General features: G+C 66.3%; 18 protein-coding genes and 1 pseudogene. 11 read left to right on the top strand and 8 right to left on the bottom strand.

All coding sequences use genetic code 11. The annotated features are described in order from the left end of the window. The first annotated feature begins 79 nt into the window (after positions 1-79). The 6 genes from Q9235_RS06750 to Q9235_RS06775 all read left to right on the top strand — a co-directional run bounded on the left by Q9235_RS06750 (position 80) and on the right by Q9235_RS06775 (position 6,738). The gene (locus Q9235_RS06750) at positions 80-1,585 is read left to right on the top strand and encodes an ABC transporter substrate-binding protein (protein ID WP_306226049.1); all 1,506 of its coding nucleotides are present in this window, start codon (positions 80-82) and stop codon (positions 1,583-1,585) included. A 27-nt stretch (positions 1,586-1,612) separates the two neighbouring features. Then, entirely contained in the window at positions 1,613-2,557 is a 945-nt protein-coding gene (locus Q9235_RS06755) for an ABC transporter permease (RefSeq protein WP_306226050.1), read from the top strand. Next, complete coding sequence (locus Q9235_RS06760; protein ID WP_306226051.1) at positions 2,557-3,438, top strand: ABC transporter permease; 882 nt, start codon at positions 2,557-2,559, stop codon at positions 3,436-3,438. The genes Q9235_RS06755 and Q9235_RS06760 overlap by 1 nt, the downstream gene beginning before the upstream one ends. A gap of 17 nt (positions 3,439-3,455) precedes the next feature. Beyond that, positions 3,456-5,255 (top strand): gamma-glutamyltransferase family protein, encoded by a 1,800-nt coding sequence (locus Q9235_RS06765; RefSeq protein WP_306226052.1) that lies wholly within the window; start codon positions 3,456-3,458, stop codon positions 5,253-5,255. An 11-nt stretch (positions 5,256-5,266) separates the two neighbouring features. Continuing rightward, complete coding sequence (locus Q9235_RS06770; RefSeq protein ID WP_306226053.1) at positions 5,267-5,995, top strand: DUF1028 domain-containing protein; 729 nt, start codon at positions 5,267-5,269, stop codon at positions 5,993-5,995. An 83-nt stretch (positions 5,996-6,078) separates the two neighbouring features. Next, positions 6,079-6,738, top strand: coding sequence for a hypothetical protein (locus Q9235_RS06775; protein WP_306226054.1), 660 nt, complete (start codon positions 6,079-6,081; stop codon positions 6,736-6,738). A 122-nt stretch (positions 6,739-6,860) separates the two neighbouring features. Here Q9235_RS06775 and Q9235_RS06780 read toward each other — a convergent pair whose 3' ends face one another. The 6 genes and pseudogenes from Q9235_RS06780 to Q9235_RS06805 form a co-directional block, all read right to left on the bottom strand. Continuing rightward, entirely contained in the window at positions 6,861-7,982 is a 1,122-nt protein-coding gene (locus tag Q9235_RS06780; protein ID WP_306226055.1) for an alanine racemase, read from the bottom strand. Then, positions 7,979-8,437 (bottom strand): RidA family protein, encoded by a 459-nt coding sequence (locus Q9235_RS06785; RefSeq protein WP_306226056.1) that lies wholly within the window; start codon positions 8,435-8,437, stop codon positions 7,979-7,981. The genes Q9235_RS06780 and Q9235_RS06785 overlap by 4 nt, the downstream gene beginning before the upstream one ends. 12 nt (positions 8,438-8,449) lie before the next feature. After that, complete coding sequence (locus Q9235_RS06790) at positions 8,450-8,998, bottom strand: GNAT family N-acetyltransferase (RefSeq protein ID WP_306226057.1); 549 nt, start codon at positions 8,996-8,998, stop codon at positions 8,450-8,452. Positions 8,999-9,005: 7 nt separating this feature from the next. Next, on the bottom strand, positions 9,006-10,169 hold the full coding sequence (locus tag Q9235_RS06795) for an amidohydrolase/deacetylase family metallohydrolase (protein WP_306226058.1): 1,164 nt from the start codon (positions 10,167-10,169) through the stop codon (positions 9,006-9,008). A gap of 24 nt (positions 10,170-10,193) precedes the next feature. Next, a complete protein-coding gene (locus Q9235_RS06800; protein WP_306226059.1) occupies positions 10,194-11,129 on the bottom strand; it encodes an N-carbamoyl-D-amino-acid hydrolase in 936 nt (311 codons plus the stop codon). Between the two features lie 113 nt (positions 11,130-11,242). Continuing rightward, a pseudogene (locus tag Q9235_RS06805) lies at positions 11,243-11,593 on the bottom strand (ABC transporter permease); the annotation flags it as partial. A 165-nt stretch (positions 11,594-11,758) separates the two neighbouring features. Between Q9235_RS06805 and Q9235_RS06810 the strand changes: the two are divergent. Further along, positions 11,759-12,040: a hypothetical protein gene (locus tag Q9235_RS06810; protein WP_306226060.1), complete on the top strand. Its 282-nt coding sequence runs from the start codon at positions 11,759-11,761 to the stop codon at positions 12,038-12,040. An 84-nt stretch (positions 12,041-12,124) separates the two neighbouring features. On the opposite strand, the gene Q9235_RS06815 is transcribed toward Q9235_RS06810, so the two are convergent. Then, the gene (locus Q9235_RS06815; RefSeq protein WP_306226061.1) at positions 12,125-13,285 is read right to left on the bottom strand and encodes a glycerophosphodiester phosphodiesterase; all 1,161 of its coding nucleotides are present in this window, start codon (positions 13,283-13,285) and stop codon (positions 12,125-12,127) included. A 501-nt stretch (positions 13,286-13,786) separates the two neighbouring features. Continuing rightward, entirely contained in the window at positions 13,787-13,924 is a 138-nt protein-coding gene (locus Q9235_RS06820; protein ID WP_170843263.1) for a lipoprotein, read from the bottom strand. Positions 13,925-14,105: 181 nt separating this feature from the next. On the opposite strand from Q9235_RS06820, the gene Q9235_RS06825 reads away from it, so the two are divergent. The 4 genes from Q9235_RS06825 to Q9235_RS06840 all read left to right on the top strand — a co-directional run bounded on the left by Q9235_RS06825 (position 14,106) and on the right by Q9235_RS06840 (position 18,789). After that, positions 14,106-15,404 (top strand): RsmB/NOP family class I SAM-dependent RNA methyltransferase, encoded by a 1,299-nt coding sequence (locus Q9235_RS06825; protein WP_306226062.1) that lies wholly within the window; start codon positions 14,106-14,108, stop codon positions 15,402-15,404. 114 nt (positions 15,405-15,518) lie between these two features. After that, entirely contained in the window at positions 15,519-16,205 is a 687-nt protein-coding gene (locus tag Q9235_RS06830; protein ID WP_306226063.1) for an alpha/beta hydrolase, read from the top strand. A gap of 126 nt (positions 16,206-16,331) precedes the next feature. After that, complete coding sequence (gene guaA, locus Q9235_RS06835; RefSeq protein ID WP_306226064.1) at positions 16,332-17,900, top strand: glutamine-hydrolyzing GMP synthase; 1,569 nt, start codon at positions 16,332-16,334, stop codon at positions 17,898-17,900. Between the two features lie 202 nt (positions 17,901-18,102). Continuing rightward, complete coding sequence (locus Q9235_RS06840) at positions 18,103-18,789, top strand: DUF2161 domain-containing phosphodiesterase (RefSeq protein ID WP_306226065.1); 687 nt, start codon at positions 18,103-18,105, stop codon at positions 18,787-18,789. Positions 18,790-18,831: the final 42 nt, after the last annotated feature.

Genomic DNA, 18,831 nt, shown 5'->3' on the forward strand with positions numbered 1-18,831 from the left:
AGGAACGAATTGAGCAGGACGACCCGCTGCCGACGCGGCGGGAACGTTCGCCGACAACCGTCCGGAACGAGGGGATATCATGAAGCTTTTGAAGGTTGCGATCTCCGCCGCCGCGCTCGCGCTCGCGACGTTGCCGGCCCTGGCCCAGGCGCCATCCACCCTGCGCATCGGCCTGCAGGAAGACCCCGACATGCTCGATCCGCACAAGGCGCGCACCTTCGTCGGCCGCATCGTCTTCATGGGGTTGTGCGACCGGCTGGTCGACATCACGCCGGAGCTGAAGCTGGTGCCGCGGCTGGCGACGGAATGGAACTTCTCCGCCGACGGCCTGACGCTGACGATGAAGCTGCGCAGCGATGCGAAGTTCCACGATGGCGAAGCCTTCAATGCCGAGGCCGCCAAGGCCAATCTGGAGCGCGCCCGCACCCTGCCCGACTCGCTGCGCAAGGCCGAGCTCGCCTCGGTCGATACCATCGAGGCGCCTGACGCCACCACGCTGGTGATCAAGCTGAAGCGCCCGGACGCAACGCTGCTCTCGCAGCTCACCGACCGCGCCGGCATGATGCTGTCGCCCAAGACGCTTTCGGGCGACGTCGCCGCCAAGCCGGTCTGTTCAGGTCCTTATAAATTCGTCGAGCGGGTGCAGAACGACCGCATCGTGCTGGAGAAGTTCAAGGAGCACTGGGAGGCCGACAAGTACAATTTCGACCGCGTGCTCTACCGCTCGATCCCCGATACGACGGTGCGTCTCGCCAACCTGCGCTCCGGCGAGCTCGACATGCTGGAGCGGCTGGCCCCGACCGACGTGAAGTCGGCTCAATCGGACAAGTCGCTGAAGATCGAGAGCATCGCCAATCTCGGCTACCAGGGCATCACCATCAACACCAATAACGGCGAAGCGGCTAAGCAGCCGATGGGCCAGGACAAGCGCGTGCGCCAGGCGCTCTCGCTGTCGATCGATCGCAAGGTGCTGAGCCAGGTCGTGTTCGAAGGGCTCTATGCTCCCTCGAACCAGCCGTTCAACCCCGGCAACTACTATGTCAGCGCCGACCTGCCGGTACCGGCCCGCGACCTCGCCAAGGCCAAAGCCCTGCTCAAGGAAGCCGGGCAGTCCAAGGTCACGGTCGAGCTCTTCGTCACCAACAACCCGGTCGACGCCCAGCTCGGGCAGGTGATCCAGGCGATGGCACAGGAAGCCGGCATCGACATCCAGATCCGCTCGACCGAATTCGCCAGCCAGTTGCGCGACCAGCAGCAGGGCAAGTTCCAGATGAGCCGCGTCGGCTGGTCCGGCCGCATCGACCCGGATGGCAACATTCACCCCTTCGCTCATTCGAAGGGCAACCAGAACGACGGCAAATACGCCAATGCCGAGGTCGACAAGCTGCTCGACGAGGCCCGCACGATCTACGAGCCGGCCGAGCGCAAGAAGCGCTACGACGCCGCGCAGAAGATCCTGCAGGACGAGTTGCCGATCGTCTATCTCTATAACCAGACGGTGTTCTTCGCGATGCGCTCCAACCTGCAGGGCTTCGCAATCAACCCCGACGGGATCATCCGGCTGGCGGGAATGAAGCGCTCGTGACGCTGCTCATGATCTGAGGGCTGGCCCATGGCCACGCTCATCCTCCGCCGTTTCCTGATCGCGATACCGACGCTCTTTCTGGTGTCGCTCTTCGTCTTCGCCCTGCAGCGCGCGCTGCCGGGCGACCCCTTCCTCGTGATCGCCGGCGAGGAACGCGACCCCGAGGTGATCGCGCGCTTGCGCGAGATCTACCGGCTGGACGATCCGATCTTCGTCCAGTTCTTCGCCTGGCTCGGGCAGGTCGTGCAGGGTGATTTCGGCCGCTCGCTGCGCACCGGCGAGCCGGTCCTCGGGCTGATCCTGCAGAAGCTGCCGGTGACGATCCAGCTCGCCACCGCCTCGATCCTGGTCGCGATCGTCATAGGCATTCCGATCGGCATCCTGGCCGCGCGGCGCAAGGGCACGGTGGTCGACTATTCCGCCAGCGCGGTCGCGCTCTCCGGCCTGTCGATCCCGAATTTCTGGTTCGGGATCATGCTGATCCTGCTGGTCTCGGTATACCTGAAATGGCTGCCGGCCTCGGGCTATGAATCGATCTTCGAGAACCCCTGGGAGGCGATCAAACGCCTGATCATGCCGGCCTTCGTGCTTGGCAACGGGCTCGCCGCCTTCCTGATGCGCCATACCCGCTCGGCAATGCTGGAGGTGCTGCGCTCGGACTATGTCCGCACCGCCCGCGCCAAGGGGCTCGACGAGGACACGGTCGTGCATCGCCATGCGCTGCGCAACGCGCTGGTGCCGATCATCACGCTGACCACCCTGCTCTTCGGCGAATTGCTGGCCGGCGCGGTGCTGACCGAGCAGGTCTTCACCATCCCCGGTTTCGGCAAGCTGATCGTCGATGCCGTGTTCAACCGCGACTATGGCGTGGTGCAGGGCGTCGTGCTGTGCACGGCCATCGGCTTCATCCTGATGAACCTGATCGCCGACATCCTCTACATCCTCGTCAATCCGCGCCTGAGGACCGGCTGATGGCTTCGCTCGATTCCATCGCCTCGGCAGGCGGATCGGCCGGTGTCAGCGGTCGCCCCGGCGTTCTGGCGCGCCTCATCCGCAACAAGTCCGCGCTGCTCGGCGGCGGGCTCGTCCTGATCTTCGTCCTGATGGCGGTTCTGGCGCCGGTGCTGCCTTTGGCCGATCCGTTCAAGTCGAACTTCCTCGCCATCCGCAAGCCGCCCTCCGAACTCTACTGGTTCGGCACGGACGAGCTCGGCCGCGATCAGGTCTCGCGATTGTTCTACGGGGCGCAGGCTTCGCTGCTCGCGGGCATCGTATCGGTGCTGATCGCGGTGGCGATCGGCCTGCCCTTCGGCCTGCTCGCCGGCTGGTATGGCGGCTGGATCGATATCGTGATCTCGCGCGTCACCGAGGCCCTGCTCGCCTGCCCGTTCCTGATCCTCGCCATCGCCTTCGCCGCCGTGCTCGGGCCATCGCTGACCAATGCGATGATCGCGATCGGCCTGTCCGCCGTGCCGATCTTCATCCGGCTGATCCGCGGGCAGGTGATGAATGTGAAAGCGGAGGATTTCGTCGAGGGCGCGCGGGCGGTCGGGGCACGGGACCTCCGGTTGATGTTCCGCCATGTCCTGCCCAACACCCTGTCCCCCATCGTGGTGCAGTCGACTTTGTTCATGGCGCAGGCGATCATTCTGGAAGCCGCCCTCTCCTTCCTCGGCCTCGGCCAGCAGCCGCCGTCGCCGTCCTGGGGACAGATGCTCAACGTCGCCAAGAACTTCATGGAGCAGGCGCCGTGGATGTCGGTGGCGCCGGGCGTCTGCATCTTCCTCGCCGTGCTCGGCTTCAACCTGCTCGGCGACGGCCTGCGCGACGCGCTCGATCCGAAAGAAAACTAAGCTTCAGGGATACGCCCATGTTCACCACCCGCCCCGAAATCCTCGGCACCTTCGGTGTCGTGACCTCGACGCACTGGCTCGCCACCGCGTCCGGCATGGCGATGCTGGAAAAGGGCGGCAACGCCTTCGATGCCTGCGCCGCCGCTGCCTTCGTCCTGCAGGTGGTGGAGCCGCATCTCGTCGGCCCGGCCGGGGACATGCCGGCCGTGTTCTATTCGGCCGAGACCGGTAAGGTGGAGACGCTCTGCGCGCAGGGGCCGGCCCCACAGGCGGCGACCATCGCGGCCTACAAGGCGCTCGGCCTCGACCTGATCCCAGGCTCCGGCCTGCTCGCCACCGTTATCCCCGGCGCCTTCGGCGGCTGGATGACTCTGCTGCGCGACCACGGGCGGCTGAAGCTGCGCGACGTGCTGGAGCCGGCGATCGGCTATTTCGAGAACGGCCACCCGATGCTGCCGCGCGTCTCGGATTCGATCCGGGAGCTGAGCGACCTCTTCAGCAACGAGTGGTCGACATCGGGCGACGTCTATCTGCCCGGCGGCAACGTGCCGGAAGCGCGCAAGCTCTTCGCCAACAAGGCCGCGGCCGAGACCTACAAGCGCATCCTCTCCGAGGCGGAAGCCAAGGGCGACGACCGGCAGGAGCAGATCCAGGGCGCCTATGACGCCTGGTACAAGGGCTTCGTCGCCGAGGCGATGGACCGCTTCTGCCGCACGCAGGAGGTGATGGATTCCTCCGGCCGGCGCAACAAGGGCCTGCTGACCGCGCAGGACATGGCGAATTACAAGCCGACCTACGAGACGCCGACCTCCGTGACCTATCATGACTGGGAGGTCTTCAAGATCGGCCCCTGGGGCCAGGGCCCGGCCTTCCTGCAGACACTGAAGATCCTTGAAGGCGTCGATCTCGCCGGGATGGGGCCCGCGAGCCCCGAATTCGTCCACCATGTCGTCGAGGCGATGAAGCTCGCCTTCGCCGATCGCGAGGCCTATTACGGCGACCCGGATTTCGTGAAGGTGCCGCTCGCGACGCTGCTCTCCGAAGACTATGCCGCCGGCAGGCGCGGGCTCATCGGCGAGCGCGCTTCGCTGGAGTTGCGGCCGGGCGTCGTCTCCGGCTACGAGGCGCAGGTCGCGCATGCAATGAAGGCGCTCGGCGCCATCGCCCAGCCCACCCAGGGCGGCGCCAGCGTCGGCGAGCCGACCATGGCCTCGATGGTCGCGGCCGGCCGCAAGGGCGATACGGTCCATATCGACGTCATCGACAAATGGGGCAACATGATCGCGGCAACGCCTTCCGGTGGCTGGCTGCAATCCTCCCCGGTGATTCCAGAGCTCGGCTTCCCGCTGAATTCCCGCGCCCAGAGCTTCTGGCTGGAGGAAGGCCTGCCGGCCTCGCTCGCGCCGGGCAAGCGGCCGCGCACGACGCTGACGCCCTCGATAGCCTTCGAGCACGGCAAGCCCCGCCTCGCCTTCGGCACGCCGGGCGGCGACCAGCAGGAGCAGTGGCAGCTCGGCCTGTTCCTGCGCCGCGTCCATCACGGCCTCAACCTGCAGGAGGCGATCGACCTGCCGCTGTTCCACACACAGCACTTCCCCTCCTCCTTCTACCCGCGCTCGTCGCGGCCCGGCCATATGATGATCGAGGAGAGCATCGGCGCCGCCGCACTGGCCGAACTGGAGCGCCGCGGCCATGCCGTCGAGAAGGCGCCCGCCTGGACGGTGGGGCGGCTCACTGCGGCAGAACGCGGCGATGACGGCCTCTTGCGCGCCGCCGCGACGCCGCGTCTGATGCAAGCCTATGCCGCCGGCCGCTGAGGGATAATCGCATGACCTGGTCCATCGTCGCCCGCGACGCCGCGACCGGCGCCTATGGCGTCGCCGTCTCGACCTGCGCCTTCGCGGTCGGTGCCCGCGTGCCCTATGGCGGCGGGCGCGTCGGCGCCATCGCCACGCAGGCCTTCGTCAATCCGCTCTACGGTGTCGATGGGCTGAGGCTCCTGCAGGAGGGCCGCTCGGCGGTCGAGATCATCGCGACGTTGACGGCAGCCGACGAAGGCCGCGCCCACAGGCAGCTCCACGTCATCGACCGCGACGGCAAGAGCGCCTCGCATACCGGCGCGGCCTGCATCGACTGGTGCGGCGCCGTCGACGGGCCGCAGGTTTCGGTTGCCGGCAACATGCTTGCCGGCCCGGAGGTCGTTCAGGAAACGCTGAAGGCCTATATCGCCTCCTCGGCGCTCGATTTCGACGAGCGCCTGCTGGTCGCGCTGGAGGCCGGCGAGAAGGCCGGCGGCGACAAGCGCGGCAAGCAATCCGCCGCGATCCGCATCTGGAACGGCGAGCCGGTGCCGAGCATCGACATCCGCGTCGACGACCACACGGACCCGCTCACGGAGTTGCGGCGGCTCTGGCGCGTGGCGCATCAGCGCTCGGTGCCGTTCCAGCAGGCCTCGCCCTCGCGCGGGCGTCCTGCCGGCGTCACCGACCGGACCGAGCTCGACCGCCTCTGCACGGAATACGCCGCCGCCTGGAACGCCCGGCACCCGGAGACCTGACCGGCCAAGCGCATTCTCGCCACCTCCGGGGCATGATAGGTTGACGCTCCGTCACGTTGTCATGCCGACGATAGGGTAGTGAGATGGCCGATCCGAACACCGAAGCCCTGCAGCAACGCATCGCCACGCTTGAGGCGCAGGTTGCAAACCTGATGCAAGCGATTTCGGCGGATCGCAGCGGCAATGTGGTCATCAACGCGCGCGGTTCGCTGACGGTTAATTGCGGAACGGGCATGGTGCTGTACGCAGGCAACTCCATCACGCTGACGCCTGGCATGGATTTGATTTTAAGGCCCGGGCACGACCTGAACGCAACTTCAGGCAACAGTCTGAACCTGACCTCAGGCAACTATCTGAACCTGACCACAAGCAACAATGCAACGATAGCCGTCAGCGGCCGGCTGCGCGTCAGTGGTAACGCGGCCTCATTCGAGACGCGCAGCTTCAACGTCAGCGCGGCGGTGGGCTGCGATATCGAAAGCGGGCAAAACTTTGCCATAACAGCGGGCAAGGACATGGCGATGAGCGTCGGCGCGGGCATGGCCCTCAGTGTCGGCAAGTCGCTTGCGATCGAAAGCGCCGACGCCGCGACGCTCAGGAGCGGCGATGCCAAGCTGCACATGAAGAAGGATGGCAGCGTCGAATTGCAAGGACGCGATATCGCACTCAAGGCTTCCGGACGCCTCGAAGCCAAGGCGTCCGGCCATGTCACGATCAAGGGATCGAAGATCCTGCAGAATTGAAGCCCGTCCGCCATGCTCGCCCTTGTGGCGAGCATCCACGTCTTGAACACCGGTCTCGATCAGTGAAGACGTGGATGGTCGGGACAAGCCCGACCATGACGGCCGACGTCGGTTCGATGAGCTCAGGTCAGCTTGCCGCGGGCCGCGACCGGTAGTTCCCCGATAAGCTTGTCGCCGCGCACGGTGACCAGGCGATCCACCATGTTGACGACGACGCAGACATGGTTCGGCACAACGCGCACGATCTCGCCGACGAGCGGGCGCTTGTTCGAGGCGGAGAGGTCGAGGAAGCCATGCTCCTCCGCGAACTGCGCGATCCGCGCCGCCGGGTATTCGAGGATATAGCCGTGGCCGTCGAGATTGCCCTTGTCGCTGGTCAGCGTCTTCGAACCTGAATCGAGGATGCCGCGATCGGCGCCGGCGCGGCTCACTACGGTCGCATAGACCATGAGCGCGCAATCCTCGAGCGTCGCGACGCCGGCCGCGATCTGCATGCGGTCGTTGAAGATCGAGGTGCCCGAGCGGTGCTCGGTCGAGCCTTTCAGCTTGCCGATATGGGGCAGATTGGGCGAGCCGCCGGTCGAGACGATATCGGCCTTGAGGCCGGCATCGCGCAGGCCGGCATTGGCGGTGTCGAGGAAAACCTGCGTCCGCTCCCAGCCATCCTCCGGCGGGTACAGCAGGAAGCCGGCGAAACGCAGGCCGGGCGAAGCCGCGACCATCTTGGCAAGCTCGACCGCTTCGCCCGGCGTCTCGACGCCGGCGCGCTTGCGGCCGGTATCGCATTCGATGACGACCTCTAGATCGCGGCCCGCGATCTCCCCGGCCCGCGGCAGGCCGGAAATGGTGACCGGGTTGTCGGCGGCGACGATCATCCGGACGCGGCGCTGGAGCGCGCCAAGGCGGCCGAGCTTCTCCTCGCCGATGATATTGTAGCTGATCAGGATGTCGTCGACGCCGCCATCGGCCATGATCTCGGCTTCGCCAAGCTTCTGGCAGGTGATGCCGCGGGCGCCGGCCTCGATCTGGAGGCGGGCCAGCTCGGGCGATTTATGCGTCTTGATATGCGGGCGGTTGGCGAGGCCGGCGGCGTCGCAGGTGGCCTGCAGGCGGGCGATATTGGCATCGACCTTGTCGAGATCGATGACAACGGCGGGCGTGCCGTAGACGCGCGCGATCTCGGCGGCGAGCGGGGTGGCGGCCGGCTGCTCGACGGCCCTGGAGGTGGTCGCGGTCACGCTCATGGATGCACCTTGACGATAACTTCGATCTCGACGGTCATGCGGTTCGGCAGCGAGCCCATGCCGACGGCCGAGCGAGCATGGCGGCCGCGATCCCCGAGCACGGCGACGAACAGGTCCGAGCAGCCGTTGATGACCTTGGGATGATCGGAGAAATCAGGCGCGGCATTGACCATGCCGAGCAGCTTGACGACCTCGACCTTGTCGAGCGAACCGACCGCCTTCTTCATGGCGGCCAGCAGGCCCAGCCCGGTCTGCTTGGCGTGCTCGTATGCCTGCTCGACAGTGACGTCGGTGCCGACCTTGCCGGTGGGATAGGTGCCGTCGGCGCGCTTCGGGCCCTGGCCCGAGAGATAGACCGTGTCGCCGACCTGCTTGAAGCTGACATAGGTCGCGACCGGGGTCGGCACGTCCGGCAGGGTCAGCCCCAGCTCCTTCAACCTGTCTTCAGCGCTCATGGCGTTCTCTCCTCAAAATCCAGCCGGCATCTGCCGCGCCGGCCTGTCCTGTCCGTCGTTCAGTTCGCGGCGCATATAGCGTGCCGCATCGTCATAGCTCGCGAGCTTGCGATCAAGCGCGGGGTCATGCACCTCGCGAAAACCTTGCCGTCGCCAGAAGCCGATCGAGTCGTTGACCGCGACGAGCGCAAGGCTCGAATAGCCGCGCTCAGCAGCCTGACCGGCGATCGCGGCGACAATCGTACCCGCCGCTCCGCTGCCGCGCCCAGCCGGCAACAAGGCGAGGTCGTGAAGATACCAGTTCGCGACATCCTGCGGGATATCGCCGAGCAGGGAATTCAAGGCCGGGACGGTGCCCGCCGGCCACGGATGGCTAACGAGATATCCTTGCAGCACACCGTCTTCGCCGGCCAGCACATGGCAGCCCTCAGGCGCCAGATGCAGACGCTCCGCGAAGACCGCCTCGTCCTCCGGATAACCTGGATGCACGACGGCCGCGATCGCCATCACGCCCGGCAGGTCGGCCGGCGCCATGCGGCGCCAGCCCGTTTCGCGTGACATAAAAAACCTACGCCGCGACCTTCGGGAACTTGCCGGTCCGCTTCGGGTGCCACCACTTGCCCTTGAGCACGACGCCCTCGGAGACGAACTTCCTGTCGCCGATCAGGTGCTCGCCGACGACGTCGACATAGTCGAACTTGCCTTCCTTGACGGTCAGGATCGTCGCGTCGCCGAGCGAGCCGACCTTGAGCGAGCCGTATTCCGGGCGCTTCAGCGCCATGGCGGCATTCACCGTCGAGGCGGCGATGACGTTGTTCAGGCTCATGCCCATGCAGAGGAACTTGGACATGGTGGTGACCTGGTCATAGGCCGGGCCGTCGATGCAGAGCTTATGAACGTCCGACGAGATCACGTCCGGCTCGAAGCCGTTGGCGAGCATGGCTCGCGTGGTCTTGAACGAGAACGAGCCCTTGCCGTGGCCGATATCGAAGATGACGCCGCGCTTGCGGGCGGCCAGCACCTCCGGCTTCACTGTGCCCTGCGCAGTCGCCGGCGCGTTCGGGAAGGGGCGGAAGGCGTGGGTCAGCACGTCGCCCGGCCGCAGCATGCCGATGACTTCCTCATAGGACGGCGGCGGATGGTCGATATGGCACATCAAGGGCATGCCAACCTCGTTGGCGACCTGCAGCGCGATGTTCAGGGGCTTGGTGCCCTGATCGCCGGAGGCGTGAAGGCCGACGCGGACCTTGATGCCGACGATGTAGTCGCGGTTCTTGTCGGCGACCTCGGCGCAGTCGATCGGGTTCATCAGGCGCATGTCGCCGCTCTCGCCGACCATGACGCGATGGTCGAAACCGTAGATGCCGGCATGCGAGACGTGGAGATAGGCGAGGATGCGCGCCTGGCTCTGCTCGATGACATGCTTGCGGAAGCCCGGCCAGTTGCCTGGGCCGGCCGAGCCGGTATCGACCGAGGTGGTGACGCCCGAGAGCCGGCAGAACTCGTCGGCGTCGATCCCGAGCGAGGTGCCGCCCCAGTAGACATGGGTGTGCAGGTCGATCAGGCCGGGCGAGACGATGTAGCCGGAGACGTCGCGGATTTCCTTGGCGCCTTTCAGGTCCTTGCCGAAGCCGGAGACCTTGCCGTCCGTGAAGGCGACATCGAGGATGCCGTCATGCTTCTGGGAGGGGTCGATGACGCGGCCGCCCTTCAGGATGAGATCGTGGGTCACTTTGTTTCTTCCTTTGGAGGCTGATCAAACCGGGGAGACGGCGCCCTTGCGCTCGACGATCAGGCCATAGGCCTGGGGCTCGCGATGCCGGGCGAAATTGAAGGTGGAGGCCTTGTAGCTCTTGCCGAGGTCCATGTCGCAGCGGGCGACGACAAGCTCGTCATCCTCGGTCACGGCCTGGGCCACGACCTCGCCGGTCGGCGCGATGATGCAGGAGCCGCCGATCTGGTCGACGCCGGCCTCCAGCCCCGCCTTGGCGACGCCGACGACCCAGGTGGCGTTCTGATAGGCGCCGGCCTGCATCACGAGCTGGTTGTGGAAATTGCCGAGCCGGTCATGGTCGGGCGCCGGCGGATTATGCTTGGGCGTGTTGTAGCCGAGCACGATCAGTTCGACGTCCTGCAAACCCATCGAGCGGTAGCTCTCCGGCCAGCGGCGGTCGTTGCAGATCATCATGCCGATATTGGCGTCCATCGTGCGCCAGACCGGCCAGCCGAGTTCGCCGGTCTCGAAGTAGCGCTTCTCCAGATTCTGGAAGGGCGCAGCGGGGCGATGCTCGGGATGGCCCGGCAAATGAATCTTGCGGTATTTGCCGACGATCGAGCCCGACTTGTCGACAAGGATCGCGGTGTTGAAGCGACGCTTGCGGCCCTGCTCGAAGGCGAGCTCGCAATAGCCGAGATGGAAGCCGACGCCGAGGCGCTTGCTCTCCTCGAAGAGCGGCGCGGTCTCGTTCGAGGGCATGGCGCTTTCGAACCAGCCGTCGATCTCGGCTTCGTCGTCGATCCACCAATGCGGGAAGAAGGCGGTGAGCGCCGCTTCCGGATAGACGACGAGATCGGCCCCGTGGCTCTTCGCCTGCCGCATCAATTCGACCATGCGGACGACGGCCGAGGCCCGGCTCTCATCACGCTGGATGGGGCCGAGCTGGGCGGCGGCGACGGTCAGGATACGGGTCACGTCGGAGGCTCCGGATGAAAATCACCCTACAGGGCAAGGCTTCGATGTGCCGAGCCGGCGCGTCAAGCGCCGGCAATGCGGGGCGTGGGTTGTCCCAGTTGCGGGGCGGGCTCTCAAAGCGTCTTGGCGAGACGCGGATCGAGGGAGTCTCTTAGGCCATCGCCGAGCAAGTTGACCGCCAGCACGGTGATCGAGAGGAACACGGCCGGGAACAGGATGATGTGCGGGCGGACCTGCCAGAGCGCCCTGCCCTCGGCCATGATGTTGCCCCAGGAGGGCGTCGCCGGCGGCACGCCCGCGCCGATGAAGGACAGGATCGCCTCGACGATCATCGCGCTGGCGCAGATATAGGTCGCCTGCACGCTCATCGGCGCGAAGGTGTTGGGCAGGATGTGGCGGAAGATGATGCGCGGCACGCGCGCGCCGTTCGCCACAGCCGCCTCGACATAGGGCTGCTCGCGCCGCAGCACGAGCGCACCAAGCTCTTCCTCTCGCAGATCCTGCACTGAGAGCGGGCATTTCCGTCAGCGATTGCCAACGCGCCGGCTCCGCCGGCGCGTTTTGCGTTTCGGGATGTTTCGGAACGAAACCGGGCCTGCCCCGTTGGTGACGGGAACGGAGGATACGTCATGAAACGTCTTGTTCCTGCCCTGCTCGCCGCGCTTCTGATGAGCGGCGGGGCCTATGCCCAGTCGATCAATGTCGGTCCCGGCGGCGTCAGCGTCGATACGCGCTCGCCGCGCGAGCGGGCCATCGATCGGGAAATCCGGGAGGAGCGGCGCGACCGTTATGACCGCCGTCGCGAGCGCGAATGGCGCCGCGCGAGTTCTCGCCGCGACTGCCGCACCGTGACGACCGAGCGCGAAACCCGCCGCGGCGTCGTGCGTCGGACGACCCGCGTCTGCGATTGAGTTCAGCCGCGCCGGCAGGCACGGCATCCGCCCATGAAAAGGCCCGCGACGCCAAGCGTCGCGGGCCTTCTGCTGGAACGAGGCTTACTTGCCGTCGCGCGCCTTCACAGCCTGATCGGGGAAGTCCGAGAACACACCGTCGAGCCCGAGCGCGAAGAAGGCCTTGTATTCGGCGCCCGCATCGCCCTTGAAGTCGGAGGTCAGACGCTTCGCCTCGCTGCGGAAGGTCCAGCTATGGACCAGCAGCCCCGCTGCGTGAGCATCCTTCACCACATTGGTCGGCGCGATCAGCGTGCGGTCGCGCTCGTCGATCGCGCCGTCGCCATTCAGGTCCTGCGGCTTGCCGTCGGCACCGATCGTCTGCTTGGCGCCGATCAGGTACGGCTTCCACGGACCGACGCCGTCGGCATAGGTCGCGATCTCTTTGAGGCCCTCGGCCGAGAGCATGTCCTGGAAGGTGCGCTTGTCGCCAAGCACTGCGAAGTCGTAGGGGCGGTCGAAGGGCGCGGCGAGCGTAACCTTGCCGTCCTTGTCGACGCCGTCGCCATCGACGAGCTGGACGAGGCGCAGTTGCGTCTTCGGGCGCAGGTATTTCAGGTTCGCGGTCTCGAAGCTCTGGATGAAGACCGGCGCGGTCTTGTCGGTCCAGCCGGCGGCCTTGAGCATGTCCAGAAGCTTGTCCTCGAAGGCGAGGCCGAGCGCGGCGTGATAGGTCGGATGTTTGGTCTCGGGATAGATGCCGATGGTGCGGCCGGTGCGGGCGCTCTCGGCCTTGGCGAGGTCGATCACTTCCTGGAAGGTCGGGATCTGGTACTTGCCGTTATGCGACTGGTCGCGGTCGGCGAAGGCCTGCTTGGCCTTCAGCGTCTTGATCTCGGCAGCGGTGAAGTCGTTGGCGAACCAGTCGGTCGTGTCGACGCCGTCGACCTTGCGCGTGGTCTTGCGGTTGGCGAATTCCGGGCGGTCGGCGACATCGGTCGTGCCTGACAGCATCGGCTCGTGGCGGACGACGAGTACGCCGTCCTTGGTCGAGACGAGGTCCGGCTCGATGAAGTCGGCGCCCTGCTGGATCGCGAGCTTGTAGCCTTCGATCGTATGCTCCGGCAGGTAGCCGCTGGCGCCGCGATGGGCGACGACGAGCGGCTTCTGGCCCGACAGCGTCGGGGCCGCCTGCGCGAATGCGGCCGGCGCCTGAAAGGCCAGAGCGGCGAGGAACGTCGTCGAGAGAAGGAAGTGCTTTGTCATAGTCTGGCTCAGCCTCGCGAAAATGCGTGGGACCTTAAGGTGGCGGACATGACACGGCCATGAAGCCACTGTTCGGCCTCGCCCGCCAGAGAGCGGCTCGATCTGCAGTCGCGGAAAGGTCTAGTTTACCAAAACCCTTCCGCCAGGAAACAAATGCAACCGAAGGTTGTTGTTTCGGCGATGGTCGGCGGAGGTACGCATGTGGCTTTGGCTCGTCGCTACGATCGGAACAACTGCATTGATGGCGATCACCTGGATCGCAGCCGAGAGGTGGAAGCTTTAGAGCCTGGAATGACGAACGCCCGAAAGCTGTCCGTTGCGCCAAATTCGCGGTTGGCCGCGATATCGAATTGCTGCGGCTGATCCGGCTTTTGTCTGCCGGTTCCCTCGCTCTGTTCGCGACAAAAAAACCCGCCCCGGCGGAGGCCGGCGCGGGTTGTACTGTCGCTGGCGGACATGAGCGGGAGGTTGCTGGGCGTAAGCCAGCCCTCCCGTGCAACCTCAGCGGCGGTTTTCGAGAGTCGTCTTGGCGTCGAGGCGCTTGGAGGCCGGCGGGGTGTAGTCCGGCTGCTGGGTGGCGCAGGCGGCGAGGCCGAGCGCGACGAGGCTCAGGATGACGATGCGGCTGGCGCTTTTCATGCGAGTGTATCCCAATGGCCGCGACATGCGGTTGCATCGTCTTTCCGCTTGTGGAACGACCGCGTCAAGAGTGTGGCGCTGAGGTCTTCATGTCCCGGCGTCATGCTTGAATCGGTCGAAGCTTGTTCGACACCGTCGTTACGGCGCCCCGGAAGCTGTCCGGCGCCAGGATTGAAGCGTCATGACTCCAGCCGCCCGGATCAGCGCCGCCATCGAGGTGCTCCAGGATATCGTCGAGCGCCGCCGCCCGGCTGCCGATTCTCTCAAGGACTGGGGCCTGTCGCGCCGTTTCGCCGGCTCGAAGGACCGCGCCGCCATCGCCTCGCTGGTCTATGACGCGCTCCGCCGCAAGGCGTCCTCGGGCTACGCCATGGCCTCCGAGGCGCCGCGCGCGCTCGTTCTCGGCATGCTGGCAGGCCTGCGCGGGATGGGTGTCGCCGAGATCGCGGAACTCTGCTCGGGCGAGAATCACGCGCCGCAGCCCCTGAGCGACGACGAGACGGCGCTGCTGACCGCCTTCTCGGTCGAAGGTGCGCCGGACTGGGTGCAGGCCGACGTACCGGAATGGCTCTGGCCGTCGTTCCGGACGGGCCTAGGCGAAGTGGCAATCGCCGAGGGGCAAGCCTTGGCTGCCCGCGCGCCGATCGACCTGCGCGTCAACCGGCTCAAGGCCGGCCGCGATGCCGTGCTGAAGGACCTTGATCCTCTCCAGCCGGAGCAGGCGCCCTGGTCGCCTGACGCCCTGCGCTTCCAGCCCGGCCATGACGGCCGCGGCCCCTCGCTCCAGACCGAACCAGGATTCTTCGCCGGCGCCTTCGAGATTCAGGACGAGGGCTCGCAACTGGTGACGTTGCTCGCCGGTGCCCGGCCCGGCCAGACCGTGATCGATCTTTGCGCCGGGGCAGGGGGCAAGACGCTGGCGCTCGCCGCGCTGATGGCCAATCGCGGCAGCCTCTACGCCACCGACCTCGACAGCCGTCGTCTCGCACCGCTGCATGACCGGCTGGCCCGCTCGGGAGCGGGCATCGTCGAGGTCCGCATTCCCCGCTCGCGCGGCCACGAGCCCTTCGCCGATATCGCCGGCCAGGTCGATCTCGTGCTGGTCGATGCGCCCTGCACCGGTTCCGGCACCTGGCGGCGCAACCCGGATGCCAAGTGGCGCGTGCGCCCCGGCGCATTGGCCGAGCGCATCAAGGACCAGGCCGAGGTGCTGGCGCGCGCCGCGAGGCTGGTGAAGCCCGGCGGCCGCATCGCCTATATCACCTGCTCGGTGCTGCCGGAGGAGAACGATGAGGCGATCCGCGCCTTCCTCGGCAAGCATGCCGGCTTCTCGATCGTGGCGCCGATCGACGTGCTCAGGGGCGCCGAGAGCGATTTCTCCCTGCTCGCCCGCTTCGCCACCGAGTGTGGCCTGCAGCTCTCGCCGCGACGCACCGGCACGGACGGGTTCTATCTGGCCTGCCTGACGCGCAACGCGTGAGATCTCGGGAGCGGTTTCGCTTCCGCATCGACACCGCGCTGAAACTCTGCGAGGTTTCCGACCGGCGACGTGTCCGGCCGGAACCTGAAGCCGGCTGCTACAGGGGATCGTGAGATGTCCGACAAGCCCGCAATCGTCCTTGTTCATGGTTTCTGGGGCGGCGCCGCCCACTGGTCGAAGGTCATCCTCGAGCTCTCCCGGCGCGGCCACTCCGGCCTGCATGCCGTCGAGAATCCACTGACATCGCTGGCGGACGACGCCGAGCGCACCCGCAAGATGGTGCGGCAGATCGCCGGTCCGGTCGTGCTCGTCGGCCATTCCTATGGCGGCAAGGTCATCACCGAGATGGGCGACCTGCCGAACGTCAAGGCGCTGGTCTTCATCGCGGCCTTCGCGCCCGATGCCGGCGAAAGCGCCGACGGCATCAGCCAGGCCAGGCCGCCGAAGGCCTTCCCCAACATCGCACCCGACAGCGACGGCTATCTCTGGATCAAGCCGGACAAGTTCCGCGAGAGCTTCTGCCAGGACCTGCCGGCCGACGAGGCCATGATCATGGCGATCACGCAGAAGGCGCCGATCGGCTCGACCTTCGGCGACACCGTAACGGCGCCGGCCTGGCGGAAGACGCCGAACTGGTACCAGATCTCGACCGCCGATCGGATGATCGCGCCCGAAAATCAGGTCATGATGGCGCAGCGCATGCGCCCGCAGAAGACCTTGACGCTCGACGCCAGCCACGCCTCGCTCGCCTCCCGTCCGGCCGAGGTCTCCGACCTGATCGAGGACGCCGCCAAGGCCTAGGGTCTGTACTCGTTTTGGCCCGATCAGAACACCGTCCATAACGAGTACAGACCCTGGCGGCAGTGGCGCCATGCGTTCGGGCGCGGCCCCGTTGCGCGCGCCCGCGCGATCCATTAACGGAACGCGATGACGAGCGCTCAGCCCCATCACGACTCCATCCTCATCATCGATTTCGGCTCGCAGGTGACGCAGCTCATCGCGCGGCGCATCCGCGAGATCGGCGTCTATTGCGAGATCGCCCCCTTCCAGTCCGCTTCCGAGGCCTTCGCCCGCATGAAGCCGAAGGGCGTGATCTTCTCGGGCGGCCCGGCTTCGGTGCCGGACGAGGGCAGCCCGCGGGCTCCCGAGGCGGTCTTCTCGGCCAATATCCCGCTGATGGGAATCTGCTACGGCCAGCAGACCATGGCGCACCAGCTAGGCGGCAAGGTCGAGGGCGGGCATGCTGCCGAATTCGGCCGTGCCGATGTCGAGATCGTCACGCCGTCCGCGCTGTTCGAGGGCGTCTGGGAAGAGGGCGGCCGCTATCCGGTCTGGATGAGCCATGGCGACCGGGTCACGCAGCTCCCGGCTGGCTTCACGGTCAAGGCGACCTCGGAGAACGCCCCTTATGCCGTGGCGAGCGACGAGACCAGGCGCTTCTACACCACGATGTTCCATCCCGAGGTGGTCCACACGCCTGATGGCGGCAAGCTGCTGCGCAATTTTGTCGTCGGGATCTGCGGCTGCAAGCCGGACTGGAGCATGTCGGCCTACCGCTCCGAGATGCAGAAGAAGATCAAGGAGCAGGTCGGCACCGGCCGCGTCATCTGCGGGCTTTCCGGCGGGGTCGACTCGGCCGTTGCGGCGGTGCTGATCCACGAGGCGATCGGGGACCAGCTCACCTGCGTCTTCGTCGACCATGGCCTGATGCGGATGAACGAGGCCGAAGAGGTCGTCCGCCTGTTCAGGGATCACTACAACATCCCGCTGGTCCATGTTGAGGCCGAAGAGCTTTTCCTTACCGAGCTCGCCAAATGCGGCGCCGATCCGGAAGCCAAGCGCAAGACCATCGGCCGGCTCTTCATCGACGTCTTCGACGCCGAAGCCGCCAAGCTCGGTGGGGCCGATTTCCTGGCGCAGGGCACGCTCTATCCCGACGTGATCGAGAGCGTCTCCTTCTCCGGCGGGCCTTCGGTCACGATCAAGAGCCACCACAATGTCGGCGGCCTGCCCGAGCGCATGAAAATGAAGCTCGTCGAGCCGCTGCGCGAACTGTTCAAGGACGAGGTCCGCGTGCTCGGCCGCGAGCTCGGCCTGCCCGAGGCCTTCGTCGGCCGCCACCCGTTCCCGGGACCGGGCCTTGCCATCCGCTGCCCCGGCGAGATCACCAAGGAGAAGCTCGACATCCTGCGCAAGGCCGATGCGATCTATCTCGACGAGATCCGCAAGGCCGGACTCTACGACGTGATCTGGCAGGCCTTCGCCGTGCTGCTGCCGGTCCGCACCGTCGGCGTGATGGGCGACTACCGCACCTATGACCATGTCTGCGCCTTGCGCGCGGTGACCTCGGTCGACGGCATGACGGCGGATTTCTACCCCTTCGACATGAACTTCCTCGGCCGCGCCGCGACCCGCATCATCAACGAGGTCAAGGGCATCAACCGCGTCGTCTACGACGTGACATCGAAGCCCCCCGGCACGATCGAGTGGGAGTGATCGGGAGCATTCCGATCACATCAGGCAGCACCCTTCGATACGGTGCGGCCCTTTGAAGCGAAACGATCCACCCGTCGCGGGCTGAACAGATTCAGTCGGTGGCGGGTGGATTTTTCGTTTGAGCGATCGATGGCGTTTCCGGCGTTTGCCTCTCCGAAACGACTATCGGGCATCTTTGGCGCTCTGCTGCCCGGAGGCTGATGTGGAAACGTCGCTCTATCTGCCCGTCAAACGCTTCCTCGAAGAGCACGGCTACACCGTGAAGGGTGAGATCGGACCGTGCGATCTCGTCGGGCTCCGCGACGGCGATCCGTCCGTCGTGGTGATCGGCGAACTGAAGCTCAGCTTCAATCTCGAGCTCATCCTGCAGGGCGTCGACCGGCTGAGCATCGGCGACGAGATCTGGCTTGCGGCCCAGCTCTCCGCGAGAGGCAAGGGGCGCGAGAGCGATCCGCGTTATCGCAATCTCTGCCGGCGCCTCGGCTTCGGCCTGCTCGGCGTCTCCAAAGCCGGCGAGGTCGCCATCCTCGTGTCGCCGGCGGCCGCCCCGCCGCGCAAGGACCCGCGCCGGCGTTCGCGGCTGGTGGACGAACACAGGCGCCGTCAGGGCGATCCGGCCATGGGCGGGGGCACGCGCAGGCCGATCATGACGGCTTATCGTCAGCAGGCTCTGGCCTGCGCGGCTGCGATGGCCGACGAGCCGAAGCGGCCGCGGGACCTCAAGCCGTCCTGTCCCGACGCCCAGAAGATCCTGCACCGCAACGTCTATGGCTGGTTCGAGCGCTCCGGGCGCGGCGTCTATGCGCTGACGGAGGCCGGCCGCAGCGCCCTGGCGACATGGCATGCGCCGTCTCCAGCAAGCCAGGACGTTGCGGGGCTTGCGGCCTGAGCGCAGCCATCCGCTTGCCATGGAGGTGCCGCATCGCGATCG

Origin of the sequence: Bosea beijingensis (assembly GCF_030758975.1) — a bacterium.
Taxonomy (GTDB): Bacteria; Pseudomonadota; Alphaproteobacteria; order Rhizobiales; family Beijerinckiaceae; genus Allobosea; species Allobosea beijingensis.

Bases quoted from the DNA above. Each gene is read 5' to 3' on its own strand.
- Q9235_RS06780 (WP_306226055.1), bottom strand. From the start codon at position 7,982: ATGAGCGTGACCGCGACCACCTCCAGGGCCGTCGAGCAGCCGGCCGCC.
- Q9235_RS06830 (WP_306226063.1), top strand. From the start codon at position 15,519: ATGTCCGACAAGCCCGCAATCGTCCTTGTTCATGGTTTCTGGGGCGGC.
- Q9235_RS06755 (WP_306226050.1), top strand. From the start codon at position 1,613: ATGGCCACGCTCATCCTCCGCCGTTTCCTGATCGCGATACCGACGCTC.
- Q9235_RS06790 (WP_306226057.1), bottom strand. From the start codon at position 8,998: ATGTCACGCGAAACGGGCTGGCGCCGCATGGCGCCGGCCGACCTGCCG.
- guaA (WP_306226064.1), top strand. From the start codon at position 16,332: ATGACGAGCGCTCAGCCCCATCACGACTCCATCCTCATCATCGATTTC.
- Q9235_RS06810 (WP_306226060.1), top strand. From the start codon at position 11,759: ATGAAACGTCTTGTTCCTGCCCTGCTCGCCGCGCTTCTGATGAGCGGC.
- Q9235_RS06815 (WP_306226061.1), bottom strand. From the start codon at position 13,285: ATGACAAAGCACTTCCTTCTCTCGACGACGTTCCTCGCCGCTCTGGCC.
- Q9235_RS06770 (WP_306226053.1), top strand. From the start codon at position 5,267: ATGACCTGGTCCATCGTCGCCCGCGACGCCGCGACCGGCGCCTATGGC.
- Q9235_RS06820 (WP_170843263.1), bottom strand. From the start codon at position 13,924: ATGAAAAGCGCCAGCCGCATCGTCATCCTGAGCCTCGTCGCGCTCGGC.
- Q9235_RS06825 (WP_306226062.1), top strand. From the start codon at position 14,106: ATGACTCCAGCCGCCCGGATCAGCGCCGCCATCGAGGTGCTCCAGGAT.
- Q9235_RS06765 (WP_306226052.1), top strand. From the start codon at position 3,456: ATGTTCACCACCCGCCCCGAAATCCTCGGCACCTTCGGTGTCGTGACC.
- Q9235_RS06760 (WP_306226051.1), top strand. From the start codon at position 2,557: ATGGCTTCGCTCGATTCCATCGCCTCGGCAGGCGGATCGGCCGGTGTC.
- Q9235_RS06775 (WP_306226054.1), top strand. From the start codon at position 6,079: ATGGCCGATCCGAACACCGAAGCCCTGCAGCAACGCATCGCCACGCTT.
- Q9235_RS06750 (WP_306226049.1), top strand. From the start codon at position 80: ATGAAGCTTTTGAAGGTTGCGATCTCCGCCGCCGCGCTCGCGCTCGCG.
- Q9235_RS06785 (WP_306226056.1), bottom strand. From the start codon at position 8,437: ATGAGCGCTGAAGACAGGTTGAAGGAGCTGGGGCTGACCCTGCCGGAC.